The sequence below is a fragment of the Novosphingobium sp. AAP1 genome (assembly GCF_001295765.1).
Classification (GTDB): Bacteria; Pseudomonadota; Alphaproteobacteria; order Sphingomonadales; family Sphingomonadaceae; genus Novosphingobium; species Novosphingobium capsulatum.
The window spans coordinates 83,921-100,111 of the sequence record NZ_LJHO01000006.1 but is presented as its reverse complement, the minus strand read 5'-3'; the positions used below and the strand labels follow the sequence as shown (position 1 = coordinate 100,111).

Sequence of the window (16,191 nt, the reverse complement as noted above, 5' to 3'; positions counted from 1 at the left end):
CCCTTGAAACCCGTTCGGGCTGAGCTTGACGAAGCCCCTTGGCAGCAAGGCGCCATCACTCGGCTGCCTCCGCGTCAGCCGGCACCGCACCGAAATCCTCGGGGAACCGGCGCAGGGCCGAGAGCACGGGATAGGGCGTAAACCCGCCGAGCGCGCAAAGCGAGCCGAACTTCATCGTTTCGCACAGGTCTTCGAGCAGGGCGATCTCGTCGGCCAGGCCGCGCGCGCGCTTTTTCGCGTTATGGATCTGCGGTAGGCTTTCCACCGCATCGGCGCTGCGGCCCTGGCGGGCGCGGATGCGGTCGATCACTTCGACGCCGCGCGTGGAACCCAGGCGGCATGGCGTACACTTGCCACAGGATTCGGCGGCGCAGAACTGCATGGCAAAGCGGGCCTGCGCGCTCATGTCCACGCTATCGTCAAACACGGTCAGGCCGGCGTGGCCGATCAGGCCATCGGCGGCAGCAAAGCTTTCATAATCGAACGGCAGGTGGAAATCGGCCGGCGGGTGATAGGCGCCCAATGGCCCGCCCACCTGCACCGCGCGCACCGGCCGGCCCGTGGCCGTGCCGCCGCCGACCACCTCGACCAGTTCGCCCAGCGTGATGCCAAAGCCGACCTCGTACAGCCCGCCATACTTCACGTTGCCGGCGATCTGGATCGGCATCGTGCCCTTGGACCGGCCAAAGCCGACATCGGCATAAGCCGCGCCGCCGTTCGCCAGAATCCACGGCACTGCCGCCAAGGTCAGCACGTTGTTGACCACGGTGGGCTTGCCGAATAGCCCTTCGAGCGCGGGCAGTGGCGGCTTGGCCCGCACTTCGCCGCGCTTGCCCTCCAGGCTGTTGAGCAGCGAGGTTTCCTCGCCACAGACATAGGCGCCCGCGCCCACGCGCACTTCCACCTCGAATGGGGCGATATGCGGACGTGCCGCCTGGGCCGCGGCCTGCATCTTGGCGATGGCATGGGGATATTCGCTGCGGATATAGACATAGCCCTTCGCCGCGCCGACGGCATGGGCGGCAATCGCCATGCCTTCGATCAGCATGAAGGGATCGCCCTCCATCACCATGCGATCTGCAAAGGTGCCGCTGTCGCCCTCGTCGGCATTGCAGACGATGTATTTGGGCGTGGCCGGCGCCTTGGCCACAGTGGTCCACTTGATCGCGGCGGGAAAGCCCGCCCCGCCCCTGCCGCGCAGGCCGGAGGCCATGACTTCCGCAATCGTCGCTTCAGGCCCCATTTCGCGCGAACGGGCAAGACCCGCCCAGCCGCCATGCGCCGCGTAATCCTCAAGGCTCAACGGCCGGGTCTTGCCGGCGCGGGCGAAGGTAAAGCGCTGCTGGCTGGCGATGAAGGGGTGATCGGCGATCGGGCCGATGCCCTTGTCGCTGGTGCCGGTCAGCACGGCAGGCACGTCGGCCGGCTCCAGCGGGCCGAATCCTTGCCCGTCGATTTCGGCCATGGGCTCAAGCCAGTGCATGCCCCAGCTCGATACGCGCTCCACCGTGCAGCCCGCCGCTGCGAAGGCGGCAGCCACGGCATCGGCGCCACAGGCGAGGGCCAGTGCGTCGTCGGAAATGCGCACGGTCGTGCTCATGCCCACGTCCTTCATGCCAGGCCTCCTACCAGAACATCGAGCTTTTCAGGCGTAAGCCGGGCGTGGAGCGTGTCGCCCACCATCGCGTTCGGCCCCACGCTGCAAAGCCCCAGGCAATAGACCGTTTCCACCTTCACCGGCCCATCGGCGCGAAGGCGCGCGGCCAGTGCCTCCACGCCGCGTGCCTGGCAGCTTTCCGCGCGGCACAGCTTGACCACCGGGCGCGATTCGGGCGCGGTGCGGAAATCGTGATAGAAGCTGACCACACCGCGCACTTCGGCGCGGCTGAGATTGAGCGCATGGGCAATCGCCCGCTCGGCTGCTTCGCTCACATGGCCAAAGACAGCCTGCACATCATGCAGGATCGGCAGCAGGGATCCCTCGCGCCCGGCGTGCGCGGCAAGGATCCGGTCCAGTTCGGCAGGTTCGGTCATGGCGCGAAATGTCGCCCCGTTGGCGCGCGTGGTCAAATCGAATTGCGCAAAGTTTGATAGAATTTCTCTATCACGCCGCCAGAGCGCGCGCCACGTCGAGCGCAGCCAGCGCCAATGGCCCCATCGGCTGGCGATCAAGCACCACCAGCCCCAGCCGCCGCGCAGTTTCGACGCCCTCCATCGGCTGGATCGCCGCCCAATCCAGCCCGGTCAGCAGCGCGGCATAGCTATCGGGGATGATCGTGGCAAAGCGGCCCGACTGCACCAGCGACAGCAGCGCGACATAACTGTCTGCCACAGCACGCGGCGCCAGGGCCAGGCCGCGTGCGGCAAACTGCGCGTCGAGGATGCGGCGATACTGCATGCCCTGGTGCAGCAGGCACAGCGGCATGGCAGCGGCCTCTGCCCAATCCATCGCCGCGCCGCTTTCGCGCGCGGCATCGCCATGGGTTACAAAGAGATAGCGTTCCTGCGCCAACGGCACGGCGATGACGTTGGCGGGTGGCTCGTGATCGAGATAGGTCAACCCGGCATCGCACGACAACGCCTGGAGATCCTGTTCGATCACCCGGCTGGTGGCCTGGTGGACGGCGAGGTGCAGCCCGGGATAGCGGCCCAGCAGCGCATCGCCAAAGCGGCCGACGAGCGGCAGCGCGGCGGGAATGGCGGCAAGGCGGAACCGCCCCGCCAATGGTGCGGCGGTGGCCGCCACGGCCTGGGTCATGCTGCCCATCGCGCCAAGGATCTGTTCGGCCCAGGGCAGCATGGCCTGGCCCTGCGCCGTCAGGTCGATAAAGCGCCGGTCACGCTCTACCAGGCGCTTGCCCAGATCCTGTTCCAGCGCCACCAGCCCGGCCGACAGCGTGGGCTGCGACACGCCGCATTCCGCCGCAGCGCGTGCGAAGTGGCGCTGACGCGCCAGGGCCACGAAATAGCGCAAGTGGCGCAGCTGCATGAGTGGGGCAAACTCCCTCGAAAATTGAGAGGCTGTTTCTATCACGAAACGCACGGGCAGGCATGGCCCAAAGCCGCCGCCAGAGCCAGCGGCGACGCGGTTATCGCTTCATTTCCGTGGGAACAGGCGCCGCATGGCGATCCAGTAGGGATTACTAAGGGCCATCCCGATGGGCGGCGGCACGGATCGCGCTGACGCCCGCACGTGGGGCAGGCATTCGGGACCGGCGCAAGGGGGACGGTGATTTCATGAAGCCAGAGGGCCAGATCGTTGCACAACCCGCACCGGGCGCGATGCCGGCGGTAGACCTGCTGGCGCGGGGGCGCCGGGTGATCCAGACGGAAGCCGACGCGCTCGATCGCCTGGCGCGCACGCTCGATGCCCGATTTGCCGATGCGGTGAACCTGCTCCTGGCCACCAAGTCACGCGTGGTGGTGAGCGGCATGGGCAAATCGGGGCATGTCGGGCGCAAGCTGGCGGCGACGCTCGCCGCCACCGGCACGCCGGCCTTCTTCGTCCACCCGGCAGAGGCAGCGCATGGTGACCTGGGCATGCTCACGCCTGACGATCTGCTGCTGGTGCTGTCCAATTCGGGCAACACGCCCGAACTCAGCCCGATCCTGGCCCACGCCGCGCAGCTGGGTTGCCCGGTGATCGGCATCAGTGCGCAGGCGGATTCGATCCTGCTGCGCAGCGCGGATATTGGCCTGGTCCTACCCCCGGCGCGCGAGGCGTGCCCGGCCCATGTCGCGCCCACTACCTCGTCCACGCTGATGCTGGCGCTGGGCGATGCGCTGGCGATTGCCACCATGGCGGCGCGGGGCACGACGCATGCACAGCTGCGCCAGCTTCATCCAGGCGGCGCCATCGGCACCAGCCTGGCCACCGTGGCCGACATCATGCATCGCGGCGATGCCGTGCCCCTAGTGCCCATGGCCATGCCGATGCGCGACGTGCTGCTGGAAATGACCGAAAAGAGCCTGGGCATCGCCGGCGTGGTCGATCGCGCCGGCTGCCTGGTGGGGGCGATCAGCGATGGCGATCTGCGCCGCCATGTCCATGGCCTGCTGACTTCCTGCGCCGAAGACGTGATGACCCATGCCCCGCGCACGGTGCGCGCCGATGCCCGCGCCGCAGACGCGCTGGCCGTGATGAGGCAAGCCAACGTCACCGCGCTGTTCGTGGTGGAAGGCGCAGGCGCCCCGCTGCCCGTCGGCGTGGTGCGCATGGCAGACTGCGCCACGCTCGCCGCTGGCCCGGCGCCCGAAAGCGCGGCAGCGGTGCCTCCGCCCCCTCGGAACCCTCAGGCGCTGTTTGCCTGGGATCGTCCGGCCCAGGCGGCGTCGGCGTAACGGCGATGCCCTTCCCCGTCTTGCCGCCTTCTCCTGATCTTGCCGGCCCGGCTGCTCCTGCGCGCTCCTCGCTGGCGGTCACCTGGTCGGTTTGGCGCGCGCTGATGCTGCGTGAGGCACTCACCCGACTGTTCGCCACGCGCATTTCCTGGGCTTGGGTGCTGTTCGAGCCGGTGTTCCACGTCGCCTATCTGCTGGCGCTCTATTCCGCCGTGCGGGTGCATAGCGTGGGCAACCTCGACACGCCGGTGTGGATCATGGTCGGCATCCAGACCTTCTTCCTGTTCCGCAAGACGGCCGACCACGTGGCCGGCGCCCCGGCCGATAATTCCGCCCTGTTTGCCTATCGCCAGGTCAAGCCGGTGGACACGCTGGTGGCGCGCGGGCTTCTGGAAGGAGCAAGCTGGCTGGTGATCACTCTGCTGCTGATCGCGCTCCTTGCGCTGTGGGGCCACCCTTTTGCCCCGCAGTTCCCATTGGCGATGATGGGGGCCTGCGCGGCGATGTGGCTGCTGGGCGTGGCGTTCGGCATGGTGGTTTCGGCCTGCACTACGCTGATGCGCGAAACGCGCCAGGTGCTGCACATCGTGCTGCGGCCGCTCTACATGATTTCGGGGGTAATGTTTCCACTTGGCTCGCTGCCGGCCGACTGGCGCGCGCTGCTGATGCTCAATCCCCTGGCCCATGGCGTGGAACTGGTGCGCATGGCCTTGTCAGACAGCTATCAGGCCGTGCCCGAAACCGATGCCGGCTATCTCTTTGCCTGGGTTCTCGGGCTGCTGCTGCTCGGCCTCGCGCTGCAACTGCGCCTGGCGCACAAGGTGGGTGCGCGATGATCGTCGGGCGCGGCCTGTCCAAGCGTTACATGACCGCGCATGGCGCGGGGCCCTGGGTGCTCGACAACGTCAATTTCGTGATCCCGCCACGCGTTAGCGTGGGTATCCTGGGCGCCAATGGCGCGGGCAAATCCACGCTGCTGCGCATTCTGGCGGGGGTGGACAAGCCGACGCGCGGCGCGGTGGAGCGGCATTGCCGCGTATCGTGGCCACTGGGCTTTGGCGGCGGCCTGCAAGGCACGCTGACCGGGCGCCAGAATGCGCGCTTTGTCTGCCGCATCCACGGGCACGAGGATGACATTCCCGAACGCCTGGCGCGCATTGCCGAATTTGCCGCGCTGGGCGAACGTTTCGACCAGCCGATCCGCACTTATTCCACCGGCATGGCGGCGCGCCTGCGCTTTGCCATTTCGCTGGCGTTCGATTTTGACGTCTACATTTCCGATGAAGCGACCTCTGCCGGCGATGCCAGCTTTCGCGCGCGCGCGGCCGAGGAATTCCGCCGCCGCGCCAACCAGGCCAGCGTGATCATGGTCAGCCACGATCCCGGCACGCTCAAGCGGTTCTGTACTGCCGGCATGCTGCTCCACCAGGGCAGGCTGACCTGGTTCGACCGGCTGGGAGACGCCATCGCGGCCTACAAGGACACCCTGCCCGCATGAGCACCGACCTTGCCTATCCGCCTGCCCCCCCGGCCCCTGCCGCGCCGATCGCGCGCCGGCGGCGCCCCCCGGCCGATCTGCCCGAGCAGGACGCCGGGCCGGGAGAGGCGCCAGCCCTGCCGCTGTCGGGCCCGCGCGAAGCGCAAGGCGCCACCACGCTGCCGCCCAGCCTGCGCCCGCGCTGGCGCGCGGCGCGGATTCGCCATCTGGTGCTGGGCCTAGCCGGCGCGGCCAGCCTTCTCGCCACCGCCTATTGGTGCCTGATCGCGTCTGACCTCTATGTTTCCGAAACCGACGTGGTCGTGCAGCGGGCCGACATGGGCGCGATCGATCCGGGCGGGCTGGGTGGCCTGCTGTCGGGCCTGGCTGGCGCGGGCGGTGGCAACCGCAATGACCAGATGCTGCTGCGCAACCACTTGCTTTCGCAAGACATGCTCGCCCGGCTCGACGCCCGGCTGCATTTGCGCGCGCACTATGCCGATCATCGCCACGACTGGCTGTCGCGCCTGGGTGCCGCCAACGCGCCGATGGCCCGCTTTCGCGATTACATGAAAGCGCGCGTCCGCGTCGATTATGACGACAATGCCGGCGTGCTTCATGTGGAGGCCAGCGCCTATGACCCCGCCACGGCGCAGGCGATCGTGGCGGCCATGCTGCACGAGGGCGCCGCCTTCATGAACGCCAACGATCACCGCCTGGCCCAGACCCAGGTGGATTTCCTGGCCAGCGAGGCAGCGCAGATGGGCAAGCGCAACCAGCAGGCGCGCCAGGCCGTGCTCGATTTCCAGAGCCGGGAAGGCATGGTGTCGCCCGATGGCACGCTCGATGCCGTGGCCGGCACGATTGCCCAGCTCGAAGCGCGCAAAAGCGCCTTGCAGACGCAGTTGGGCACGCTGGAAGCCTACCTGGTTTCGGCCCATCCCGACGTGGTGGCCGTGCGCCAGCAGATCGGCGCGATCGATGCCGAACTGGCACGCGAGCGCGCCCGCGCCGCCGCGCCCGAGCCGGGCGCGCTCAACCGCCGGGCTGATGCGTTCCGCCAATTGCAGCAGGAAGCGCAGTTCAGCCAGTCGCTCTACCAGACGACGCTGGCCGCGCTGGAAAAGGGGCGGATCACCGCGATGCAGGCGATGAAGCAAATCTCGGTGGTCCAGGCGCCAACCCTGCCCGAATATCCCGCGCGCCCGCGCCGGCTCTACAACGCCCTGGTCTTCACGCTCGCCGCGTTTCTTGCTGCGGCCATCGCACTGCTGCTGGTGTCGGTGGTGCGCGACCACGTCGACTGATCTTTCCCACCCTTCGGTTTGCCAAAAAGGAGCGCCTACCCATGCGCCGCACCTGCCGCCCCCTGCCCAGCCCTGGTCGGCTGGCGCTGGGCCTTTCGCTCACCTTCGCCGCACTGGCCGCGCCTTTGCCAGCCCTGGCGCAGGGACTGCCCCCCGGCTTGATGGGCCAGATGCTGCAAAGCGCCGATCCGGCAACGCTGGCTGCCATTGCCAATGCCATGGGCAATACCGGCGGCAACGGCGCCAGCCTGCCCGCCATTCCGCTTGCCGTGCCGACCGCCAGCCCCGATCCTGCGCAGCCGGTGCCAGTGGACGGCGCGGCCCCGGCGGTGGCGCCAGGCAATGCGGCCGCCTCCGGGCAGTATGTTGCCAACGCGATCAGCCCGGTGTTCGGTGCGCAGCTGTTCACCGGCGCGTTTGCCCGCGCGGGCGCAGCGCATTTCAACCCGGATTACGTGATCACCGCGGGCGATCAGGTCGTGCTGCGGCTGTGGGGCGCATTCCAATATGCCCAGGTCCAGACCGTGGACCCGCAAGGCAACGTGTTCCTGCCCAACGTCGGCCCGATCCATCTGGCCGGGGTGCGCAACCAGGATCTGCAACGCGTGATCACCGGGGCGGCGGCGGGCACGTTTCGCAGCAATGTCTATGTCTATGCTTCGCTGGCAGAGGCGCAGCCGGTGCGGGTGTTCGTCGGCGGCTTCGTGCGGCGACCGGGGCTCTATGACGGGACGAGCATGGACGGGCTGCTGCACTATCTCGATGCCGCCGGCGGCATCGATCCCGATCGCGGCACGTTCATCGATGTGGAGGTCAAGCGCGGGGAGCAGGTGCGCGCGCACGTGAACCTCTACCAGTTCCTGTTTCGCGGGGTGATGCCGCCCTTGCCGCTGGCCGATGGCGACGTGATCTTTGTCGGCCCGCGCCAACAGACGGTGACGGTGCTGGGCCTCGCCAACAATGCCAATGTCTTTGAATTTCCGCGTAATGCCCATCCCACCACGGCCGATGTCGCCCTGCTCGCCGGGGCGCAGCCGGTTGCCACCCACATGCGCATTACCCGCGCCACCGGGCCGATCCGCAATGTCGACTATCGCCCACTGGGCGAGGCCGGCGCTTTGCCGGTGGGCAATGGCGATACCATCGAGTTCACCTCGGACCAGAAAAACGGCACGATCACCGTGCGGATCGAGGGAGAGCATGAAAGCCGGCAGGAATATGTGCTGCCCTATGGCGCGCGCCTGGGCGACTTGTTGCGCCAGATCCGCTTTTCCGAGCGATCGGATGCCACCAGCATCCAACTGTTCCGGCAAAGCGTGAAGGACCGCCAGAAAACCATGCTCGACGCCAGCCTGCACAGCCTGGAGCAGGCCGCGCTGACCGCGCGATCGGGCACCAATGATGAAAGCCAGTTGCGCCACAACGAGGCTGACCTGATCCTGCAATGGATCGACCGCGCGCGGAAGGTGCAGCCCCTGGGCCAGGTGGTGATCGGGCAAGGCCCCGCGCGCGATGACCTGCTGCTGGAAAACGGCGATCTGCTGCGCGTGCCGACGCGCGATGGGCTGGTGCTGGTGAGCGGGGAAGTGCTGTTCCCCAATGCCGTGGCCTGGCAGGCCGGGCTTGACGCCACCAGCTATGTCGAGCGGGCCGGCGGCTTTACCCAGAAAAGCGCCGCCCGCCGGATCGTGGTGGCCCATGCCGATGGCAGTTTCGAGGAAGTGGCCGCGCAAAGCCGCGCGGTGCGCAGCGGCGATGATCTGCTCGTGCTGCCACGCATCGACACCAAGTCGCGCCAGATCCTCAAGGACATGACGCAGATCCTCTATCAGATCGCGGTTAGCGCCAAAGTGGTGCTAGGGCTTTGATCCTCGCTGTGCTTTTTGCTGTTCATGACTGGCGCGCGGCCCCTATGCTGGGTGCCTCAGCCCGCCGGAGACCGCATGATCGCCGCATTGCCACCGACGATCGAACCGGCCGTTCCGGCAGTATCGGCCACGACGCCGGTGCCGCCCGCGGCCGACGTGATCGAGGTGACTGCCGCGCGCACGCCCGCCACCCTGCATATCGACCGGCGCACCTATCAAGTGCAGCAAACGCCGCAATCGGCGCAGAAGGATACGCTGCAACTGCTGCGCGGGCTGCCCGCCGTGACGGTAACCCCTGATGACCAGATCCTGTTGCTGGGCGCCGGGAACGCCAGGATCTATGTCGATGGGCATCCCTACGCCGGCAATGCGCAGCAATATCTGCGCACCCTGCACGGCAGCGATATCGCGCGGATCGAGGTGATCACCAACCCTTCGGCGCAGTTTTCCGCCGAAGGCACAGGCGGCGTGATCAATCTTGTGCTGCGCGAGACACAGCGCACCGGCTGGTCGGGTAATGCCAGCGTGGAAACCTCCAGCTATGGCCATGGCCTGCTCGATACGACGCTGCATTACCGACGCGGGCGGTGGAGCTATGAACTGAAAGCCGGCGGCAATATCGGCACGATGGTGCGCGCACACGATGCCGCCAGCCGCCGCGTCGAGTCCGATGGTGGCGGTGCGGCCACGGCCTATACGCGATCGGGGCAGACCGATACCGGCGGCACCGACGGCCGGCTGAGCGGCAAGGCGACCTATGAGATCGACGCCAAGACCACCGTGTCGCTGGGCCTGGGCGGTGGAGGCGGCCACGATATCACCCACACCCGCGCCAGCTATCAGGGCCTCACCCCCGATTTCAGCAGCTTTGCCGAAACCCGGCGGTTGAGCAGCATGGCCAGTTTCCTGACCGGCGAACTCGATGTCGATCATCGCGGCACGCGCGAGGGGGAGACTCTCACCGCCACGGCGCAGCTCTATACCAACCCCGTGGTGCGGGATGAAACCGTGGCCCGGTTCAGCAACGGCGGTGGCTTTGCCACGGTCTTGCGCAATCCCACCACCACGATCGACGGGCAGGTGGACTGGAAGCACCCGATCGCCGCGCACCGGTTGCTTTCGCTGGGCACCAGTTGGCACCGCGACAGCACATCGCAGGCCTATTCCCTGAGCAGCGAGGCAAGCGACGGCGCACCGGCAACCCTTGCCAACGATCGCTTTGCCGGGCGCAGCACCACGCTGGCGGCCTATGCCACGCTGCAGCAGACGCTGGGCAAGCTGACCATCGCCCCGGGCCTGCGCGCCGAACGCAACCTGCGCCAGATCGACAGCCCGGGTGAAGACCGCCTGGTGCTTGGCCGCACCGCCGTTTTTCCGAGCCTGCATATCCAGTTCGCGAGCAGCAAGATGCTGACCCTGGCGGCCAGCTACAGCAAGCGGATCGAGCGGGCACCGCTGGATTATCTGCGTCCCTATACCGTGGTTGAAGACCCGCTCACCCAGTTCCAGGGCAACCCGGCGTTGCGGGATCAGACCACCGCATCGTGGGAAGGCAGCCTGCAATACCGGCGCGGTGCGATCGAAACCAATCTCACTGCCTATTGGCGCACGACCAGCAACGTGTGGAGTACGACCTATGCCGCCACTACGGCAGGGGCGAGCATCTATAGCTATGTCAATGCCGGCCGCAGCCGCAGCGCCGGCGCGCAGTTCGATCTGAGCGCGCCGCTGCTGCGCCATGTCAAGCTCAGCGCCAGCGCCAACCTGTTCGACCAGCGCAACCCGATCGATGTGCCGGGCGGGCAGCAGTTGCTGCACACCATGCGCGCCAGCACCAACGGCACGCTGGAATGGAGCGGAACCGCGCGGGGCGACGTGCCGGCTGACGTGGCGCAGGTGCAATGGTCCTACAATAGCCCGTCGCGCGCCTGGCAGGTGCGCGACGCTGCCTGGGGCGAAGCGAGCATGATCATGACGCACAGCTTTGATCGCACGCTGTCGCTTTCGGCTACGCTGCGCGTGCCGGGCCGCACGCGCCAGGAACTCTCCGCGCCGCTCGTGCAGGGATCATCCTGGCGCCAGCGCACCACGGAATTTCAGCTCAAGCTGCTCAAGACATTGGGCTGAACCGTGCCGGCATCAGGCCGGGTCCGGCAGGGCGCGATAGCGGAAGGCGCGGAACACCACCTGCCCCTTGCCGGCAGCGAACAATGCCGGGCGCAGGCTGAGCAGATTGTCGAGCGTGTTGGCGTTATACCCCTCGACATAGCTGCGCACGCCATGGCGCGTCCAAGCCTGGCCATCGAGGCTGTAGTAGAAGGTCACCACCTGCCGTTCGTTGGTGATGCGCATGTGCAAGCGGCGCGTGGGCGGCGCCGGTTCCTGCCAATAGGTGGGCTTGCCGCCCCGATAGCTGATCATGCGCCGTCCATCGATGCCCATGCCCAGGAACAGCCGGTCATCGAAGAACAGCAGCAGGCCACCCTGCGTTTCGCCTTGCAGTTCGACATCCACCTCGATCGCATAGGCGCAGTCCCCCACTTGCTGGGTCAGCACCGTTGCATCCTGCGGACTGCTGCCCTTGGCAGCCAGCGCCAGGCTGTTGCCAGACACCTGCACGCGTGCGCTGTCCGAAGGCGCGCTGGCATAGAGCGACCACAAGCGACCGAGTCCATCGGCGGCAAAGTCGTCGGAATGCGCAAGGCCATGAGGCAACGCCTGGCCGCCAGGCTTGGCCAGCGGCTGTGAGAGATCACCCCCAGTGGCGCGGAACCAACCATCGGCGGTCCATTCGATGGGCTCGAGCAAGGTTTGCCGGCCCAACGTGAGATAGCCGTTTTCATACCCGTGATAGACCATGAACCAGCGCCCGCCCGGCCCTTCCACAACGGTGGCATGGCCGCGCGACCACCACGGGTCGGCATCCGATGTGGCGCGCACGATCGGGTTATGCGGGCAATTCTCCCAGGGTCCATTGATCGATCGCGCCCGTGCGACCGCGACCATGTGCCCTGTCGCCGGGCCACTGGTGCCACCCACTGCGTTGACGAGGTAGAACCACGGCCCACGGCGAAACAGCTTGGGCCCTTCGGGAGACCACGCCTCGGTGATCCAGTCATCGGGATAATGCCATGCCTGATAGGCGGTTTCGACCGGGCCAGCGGTGGCCAGGCCATCGGCAGTCAGGCGCACCCGCTTGCCACCATTGAAGAACAGGTAGCGGTGGCCATCCTCGCCTACGACATGGCCAGGATCGATCAGTTCGCCGATCCCAAGATCGATGGGATCGCTCCACGGCCCTTCCATCGACGGCGCGTGGATGACGTAGATATTGGCAAAACTGGCGAGCGGCGGTGACCACGGCGCCTTCATGAACGGGATGTAGATGAAATAGCGATCGCCATGCTTGGCAATATCGACGGCGAACACGGTGCCCAGGGGCTTGGCCAGGGCCGGGCCGAGCGGGCGCCAGTTCACCAGATCGCGCGAATGCCAGATCAGCAGCCCGGGCGCTGCATCGAACGACGAATGCGTCATGTAATAATCATCGCCGTCCTTCAGCACCGAAGGATCGGGATAGTCGCCCGCCAGGATGGGGTTGAGATAGCGCCCATCGCCCATGTCGGCCTTGCGCTGGCCCTCGATTCCGTGGGGCCACGCAGGCCGGAACGACTGGCCAAGCGCGGGGCAGGCACGCCGGTCGTCGGTTGCCAGCGCCTGCCCCGACGCCGCGCCCGCCCCGACGCCCGAGCCTGCCACGGCACTGGCGAGCGCGAGCTTGATGGTTGCGCGGCGGGTTTGCATCGGCTTCTCCAGATTAGAATTATCATACTTGTATGAACGGGGCGCTGGCGCATGGCAAGGTGGCATCAGCCGTGGCTGGCCGGAGGCGCGGGCCGGTGCAGCGGCCATGACCAAATTGTCATGGAACACATCCTCCACCCCGCGCTTTATCGCCCCAAAGGAGATTTCTCGATGCGCAAGGCTCTGGTTCTGATCGCTGCGATGGCTGCCACTGCGACCGTTTCGGTCCAGCCGGCCATGGCCAAGGGATGCATCCGCGGCGCCATGGCGGGCGGCGTTGCCGGTCACTTCGTTGGCAAGGGCCATGCGCTGGCCGGTGCTGCGGCAGGTTGCATCGTTGCCCATCACCACTATGCCAAGAAGGCCCGTGAAGCCAAGGCCGCTGCGCACGCAGGCCATCCGGGTTGAAGATCACCCCGGAACGCCGGCATGCCGCGCTGGAGGCGCGCCGGGCGCTGAAAATGGCGCGCTCGGTGCACGCCTATGTGCGCGGCAATACGGCACAATTTTATGAATGGCTGGAAGCCTCGCCGGCTATGGCCCAAGTGCCGGTGGGGCCGAAGGTGTGGATCTGTGGCGATTGCCATCTTGGCAATCTCGGGCCGCTGGCCGATCGGCACCACGATTTTGCTGTCCAGATCCGCGATCTTGACCAGACGGTGATCGGCAATCCGGCGCTAGATCTTATTCGCCTGGGCCTTTCGCTGGAAACGGCGGCGCGCAGTTCAGACCTACCGGGCATTGTCACCGCGCAGATGCTGGCCGCGATGATCGACGGCTATTCCCGCGCGCTTTCCCCCGAGCCCGAAGACGATCCCACCGAGCCAAAGGTGGTGCGCGCGGTGCGTCGCCGTGCGGCCGGGCGCAAATGGCGTCATCTTGCCAACGAGCGGATCGACGGCCCCACGCCCAGCCTGCCGCTGGGCAAGCGTTTCTGGCCCTTGGCGGCGGCCGAACGCGACGCCATTACTGCTCTTTTCGACGATCCAACCGTGCGGACAAAGGCGCTGGCCCTGGCCGGGCATGCCGGCGAAGGGCGGGTGCGCGTGCTGGATGCGGCCTATTGGCGCAAGGGATGCAGTTCGCTGGGCCGGCTGCGCTATGCCGTGGTGCTTGGCGTTGGCGCGCAGGACAAAGGCCCGGAATACCTGGCGCTGGTGGATATCAAGGAAGCGGTGCATTCCGTGGCGCCAGCTGCCGATGGGGTGGCGATGCCCAGCAACCCGGCCGCGCGCGTGGTTGCGGGGGCCTGTGCGCTGGCGCCCAATCTGGGGGAACGGATGATCCCGGCCCATCTCTTGGGCAAGCCCGTGGTGCTGCGCGAACTGGCGCCGCAGGACCTCAAGATCGAGGTGGAGCAGTTCTCGCGCCGCCAGGCCGTGTCGGCGGCCTCCTATCTCGCCTATATCGTCGGCATGGCCCATGCCCGGCAGATGAGCGACGATGTGCGCCGCGCCTGGCAAGACGCATTGCAACCAGCCCCTGCCGACGACCAGGCACCATCGTGGCTGTGGCGCAGCGTGGTCGATCTCGCCGCCCGGCACGAGGCGGGCTATCTCGACCATTGCCGCCGCCTGGCGTGATGCGGCGCCACTGACGCGGCTTGAGCGTTCCCGGAAAACCCGAATCCGCAGCGATTCCCGCCCTGTGGCGCGGGTGAAATCGTGCGCCAGCTTTATGCATGCAGCGGGTCGCATCCGAAACGAAGTTAAATACTCAGTATTTGTGCGGATGGCGCTTTAGCCGCGTCCGCGATTGATTGCTTCCGGAGGTTTCTGGGCTCGCGAGGCGGGCGGAACTGGGGAATGATCCTTTCACCGGCAGCAACACGCCGCCGATCACTCGCAATACGGTCGCCCGCGCGGCGGTGGCTCCGGTCTGCCATCCACTGGCCGAACCACCGTCCGCCATGGCGGCCCACTGCGCACCGGTTTCGCGGCTTTGGCCGGGCGTGCCGCCATCGGCATCCCGTCCAAAGCCCGGGGCTCTGCAATCTTAAGGCTTTTGCCACGGGATATCACGTAGGAAAGGGGGCATGCGCCATGGCCACTGCGGCGCCTTTGAGGGATGAAACCGAAGAGATGATGACCCCAGCCCACCGCTTCAAGCGGGTTTCCGTGATCGGCCTTGGCTATATCGGCCTGCCGACGGCCGCCGTCTTCGCCTCGCGCGGGATCGAAGTGATCGGTGTGGACGTCAACGAAATCGCCGTGCAGACGATCAACAAGGGGCGCATCCACATCGTGGAGCCTGACCTTGACATGGTCGTCCACGCCGCTGCCCGCGAAGGGCGCCTGCGCGCAACCTTGCGACCCGAACCCGCCGACGCTTTCCTCATCGCCGTGCCCACCCCGTTCCGCGATGGGCACGAGCCGGACCTTTCCTATATCGAGGCGGCTGCCAACGCGATCGCCCCGGTTCTGGCCAAGGGCAACCTGGTGGTGCTCGAATCCACCTCGCCGGTCGGCACGACCGAGCAGATCGCCGCGTGGCTGGCGCAGGCACGGCCCGACCTGACTTTCCCGCAAGACGCGGGCGAGGCGGCAGACATCGCCGTGGCCTATTGCCCCGAACGCGTGCTGCCCGGGCATGTCCTGCGCGAACTGGTGGAGAACGACCGCGTGATCGGCGGCCTCACCCCGCGCTGCTCGGCCGAGGCGGTCTCGCTCTACAGCACGTTCGTGAAGGGCGAATGCGTGGTGACCACAGCGCGTACCGCGGAAATGTGCAAGCTGACCGAAAACGCCTTTCGCGACGTGAACATCGCCTTTGCCAATGAACTGTCGATCATCTGCGACAAGCTGGACATCAGCGTGTGGGAACTGATCCGGCTGGCCAACCGCCATCCGCGCGTCAACATCCTGCAGCCCGGCCCGGGCGTGGGCGGACACTGCATCGCGGTGGACCCGTGGTTCATCGTCAACCGCAGCCCGGAAGAGGCGCGGCTGATCCACACCGCGCGCCAGGTCAACGACAGCAAGCCACACTGGGTGGTTGAAAAGGTGCTGGCCGCCGCCCGCGCCGTCGCCGCGCGCAAGGGCTGCACGCCCGATCAGGTGCGCGTCGCCACCTTTGGCCTCGCCTTCAAGCCCGATATCGACGATCTGCGCGAAAGCCCGGCGGTGGATATCGTGAAAGACCTGTCCACCCATTTCACCCGGCCCTTGCTGGTCGTGGAACCCAACATTGCCGTGCTGCCGCCCGCGCTGGCGGCCTGCGGCGTGGAACTGATCGATGGCTTTGCCGCCCTCGACCAAGCCGATGTCTGGACCCTGCTGGTTGACCATCGCCCGTTCAAGACCGTTTCGCCCAAGCGGCGCGACGGGGTGGAGATCGTCGACGCGCGCGGGATCTGGACGGACTGAGCACCCGATCCGCAAGGCCTGCTGTCTTA

At 67.0% G+C, this 16,191-nt stretch carries 13 protein-coding genes; 9 read left to right on the top strand and 4 right to left on the bottom strand.

The annotated features are described in order from the left end of the window. Positions 1 to 55 precede the first annotated feature (55 nt). The 3 genes from IP65_RS13405 to IP65_RS13395 form a co-directional block, all read right to left on the bottom strand. Positions 56 to 1,600 carry an NADH-ubiquinone oxidoreductase-F iron-sulfur binding region domain-containing protein gene (locus IP65_RS13405; RefSeq protein ID WP_054132129.1) on the bottom strand — a complete coding sequence of 515 codons (1,545 nt, stop codon included), beginning with the start codon at positions 1,598 to 1,600 and terminating at the stop codon, positions 56 to 58. Between the two features lie 11 nt (positions 1,601 to 1,611). Continuing rightward, on the bottom strand, positions 1,612 to 2,034 hold the full coding sequence (locus tag IP65_RS13400) for an NAD(P)H-dependent oxidoreductase subunit E (protein WP_054132128.1): 423 nt from the start codon (positions 2,032 to 2,034) through the stop codon (positions 1,612 to 1,614). Positions 2,035 to 2,104: 70 nt separating this feature from the next. Next, on the bottom strand, positions 2,105 to 2,989 hold the full coding sequence (locus tag IP65_RS13395; RefSeq protein WP_054132062.1) for a LysR family transcriptional regulator: 885 nt from the start codon (positions 2,987 to 2,989) through the stop codon (positions 2,105 to 2,107). 248 nt (positions 2,990 to 3,237) lie between these two features. On the opposite strand from IP65_RS13395, the gene IP65_RS13390 reads away from it, so the two are divergent. The 6 genes from IP65_RS13390 to IP65_RS13365 are packed head-to-tail and all read left to right on the top strand — an operon-like array spanning position 3,238 to position 11,120. Then, complete coding sequence (locus IP65_RS13390; RefSeq protein ID WP_231627711.1) at positions 3,238 to 4,341, top strand: SIS domain-containing protein; 1,104 nt, start codon at positions 3,238 to 3,240, stop codon at positions 4,339 to 4,341. Between the two features lie 5 nt (positions 4,342 to 4,346). Then, positions 4,347 to 5,177, top strand: a complete 831-nt coding sequence (locus IP65_RS13385) for an ABC transporter permease (protein WP_082350148.1) — start codon at positions 4,347 to 4,349, stop codon at positions 5,175 to 5,177. Further along, positions 5,174 to 5,839 carry an ABC transporter ATP-binding protein gene (locus IP65_RS13380; protein WP_054132060.1) on the top strand — a complete coding sequence of 222 codons (666 nt, stop codon included), beginning with the start codon at positions 5,174 to 5,176 and terminating at the stop codon, positions 5,837 to 5,839. The genes IP65_RS13385 and IP65_RS13380 overlap by 4 nt, the downstream gene beginning before the upstream one ends. Then, positions 5,836 to 7,125: a hypothetical protein gene (locus IP65_RS13375; protein WP_054132059.1), complete on the top strand. Its 1,290-nt coding sequence runs from the start codon at positions 5,836 to 5,838 to the stop codon at positions 7,123 to 7,125. Before IP65_RS13380 ends, IP65_RS13375 begins: the two co-directional genes overlap by 4 nt. Positions 7,126 to 7,166: 41 nt before the next feature. Next, positions 7,167 to 8,993, top strand: a complete 1,827-nt coding sequence (locus IP65_RS13370; RefSeq protein WP_197279254.1) for a polysaccharide biosynthesis/export family protein — start codon at positions 7,167 to 7,169, stop codon at positions 8,991 to 8,993. Positions 8,994 to 9,044: 51 nt separating this feature from the next. Then, entirely contained in the window at positions 9,045 to 11,120 is a 2,076-nt protein-coding gene (locus tag IP65_RS13365; RefSeq protein WP_171800886.1) for a TonB-dependent receptor, read from the top strand. A 12-nt stretch (positions 11,121 to 11,132) separates the two neighbouring features. Here the strand turns inward: IP65_RS13365 and IP65_RS13360 are convergent, their stop codons facing one another. Continuing rightward, positions 11,133 to 12,797, bottom strand: a complete 1,665-nt coding sequence (locus IP65_RS13360) for a family 43 glycosylhydrolase (protein WP_054132057.1) — start codon at positions 12,795 to 12,797, stop codon at positions 11,133 to 11,135. 171 nt (positions 12,798 to 12,968) lie between these two features. On the opposite strand from IP65_RS13360, the gene IP65_RS13355 reads away from it, so the two are divergent. The 3 genes from IP65_RS13355 (at position 12,969) to wecC (ending at position 16,162) form a co-directional block, all read left to right on the top strand. Further along, positions 12,969 to 13,205, top strand: a complete 237-nt coding sequence (locus tag IP65_RS13355; protein ID WP_028657447.1) for a hypothetical protein — start codon at positions 12,969 to 12,971, stop codon at positions 13,203 to 13,205. After that, positions 13,202 to 14,380 carry a DUF2252 family protein gene (locus tag IP65_RS13350; protein WP_054132056.1) on the top strand — a complete coding sequence of 393 codons (1,179 nt, stop codon included), beginning with the start codon at positions 13,202 to 13,204 and terminating at the stop codon, positions 14,378 to 14,380. Before IP65_RS13355 ends, IP65_RS13350 begins: the two co-directional genes overlap by 4 nt. Before the next feature lie 498 nt (positions 14,381 to 14,878). Further along, positions 14,879 to 16,162 carry a UDP-N-acetyl-D-mannosamine dehydrogenase gene (gene wecC, locus IP65_RS13345; RefSeq protein WP_197279253.1) on the top strand — a complete coding sequence of 428 codons (1,284 nt, stop codon included), beginning with the start codon at positions 14,879 to 14,881 and terminating at the stop codon, positions 16,160 to 16,162. Positions 16,163 to 16,191 lie beyond the last annotated feature (29 nt).

Bases quoted from the DNA above. Each gene is read 5' to 3' on its own strand.
- IP65_RS13405 (WP_054132129.1), bottom strand. From the start codon at position 1,600: ATGAGCACGACCGTGCGCATTTCCGACGACGCACTGGCCCTCGCCTGT.
- IP65_RS13400 (WP_054132128.1), bottom strand. From the start codon at position 2,034: ATGACCGAACCTGCCGAACTGGACCGGATCCTTGCCGCGCACGCCGGG.
- IP65_RS13395 (WP_054132062.1), bottom strand. From the start codon at position 2,989: ATGCAGCTGCGCCACTTGCGCTATTTCGTGGCCCTGGCGCGTCAGCGC.
- IP65_RS13390 (WP_231627711.1), top strand. From the start codon at position 3,238: ATGAAGCCAGAGGGCCAGATCGTTGCACAACCCGCACCGGGCGCGATG.
- IP65_RS13385 (WP_082350148.1), top strand. From the start codon at position 4,347: ATGCCCTTCCCCGTCTTGCCGCCTTCTCCTGATCTTGCCGGCCCGGCT.
- IP65_RS13380 (WP_054132060.1), top strand. From the start codon at position 5,174: ATGATCGTCGGGCGCGGCCTGTCCAAGCGTTACATGACCGCGCATGGC.
- IP65_RS13375 (WP_054132059.1), top strand. From the start codon at position 5,836: ATGAGCACCGACCTTGCCTATCCGCCTGCCCCCCCGGCCCCTGCCGCG.
- IP65_RS13370 (WP_197279254.1), top strand. From the start codon at position 7,167: ATGCGCCGCACCTGCCGCCCCCTGCCCAGCCCTGGTCGGCTGGCGCTG.
- IP65_RS13360 (WP_054132057.1), bottom strand. From the start codon at position 12,797: ATGCAAACCCGCCGCGCAACCATCAAGCTCGCGCTCGCCAGTGCCGTG.
- IP65_RS13355 (WP_028657447.1), top strand. From the start codon at position 12,969: ATGCGCAAGGCTCTGGTTCTGATCGCTGCGATGGCTGCCACTGCGACC.
- wecC (WP_197279253.1), top strand. From the start codon at position 14,879: ATGATGACCCCAGCCCACCGCTTCAAGCGGGTTTCCGTGATCGGCCTT.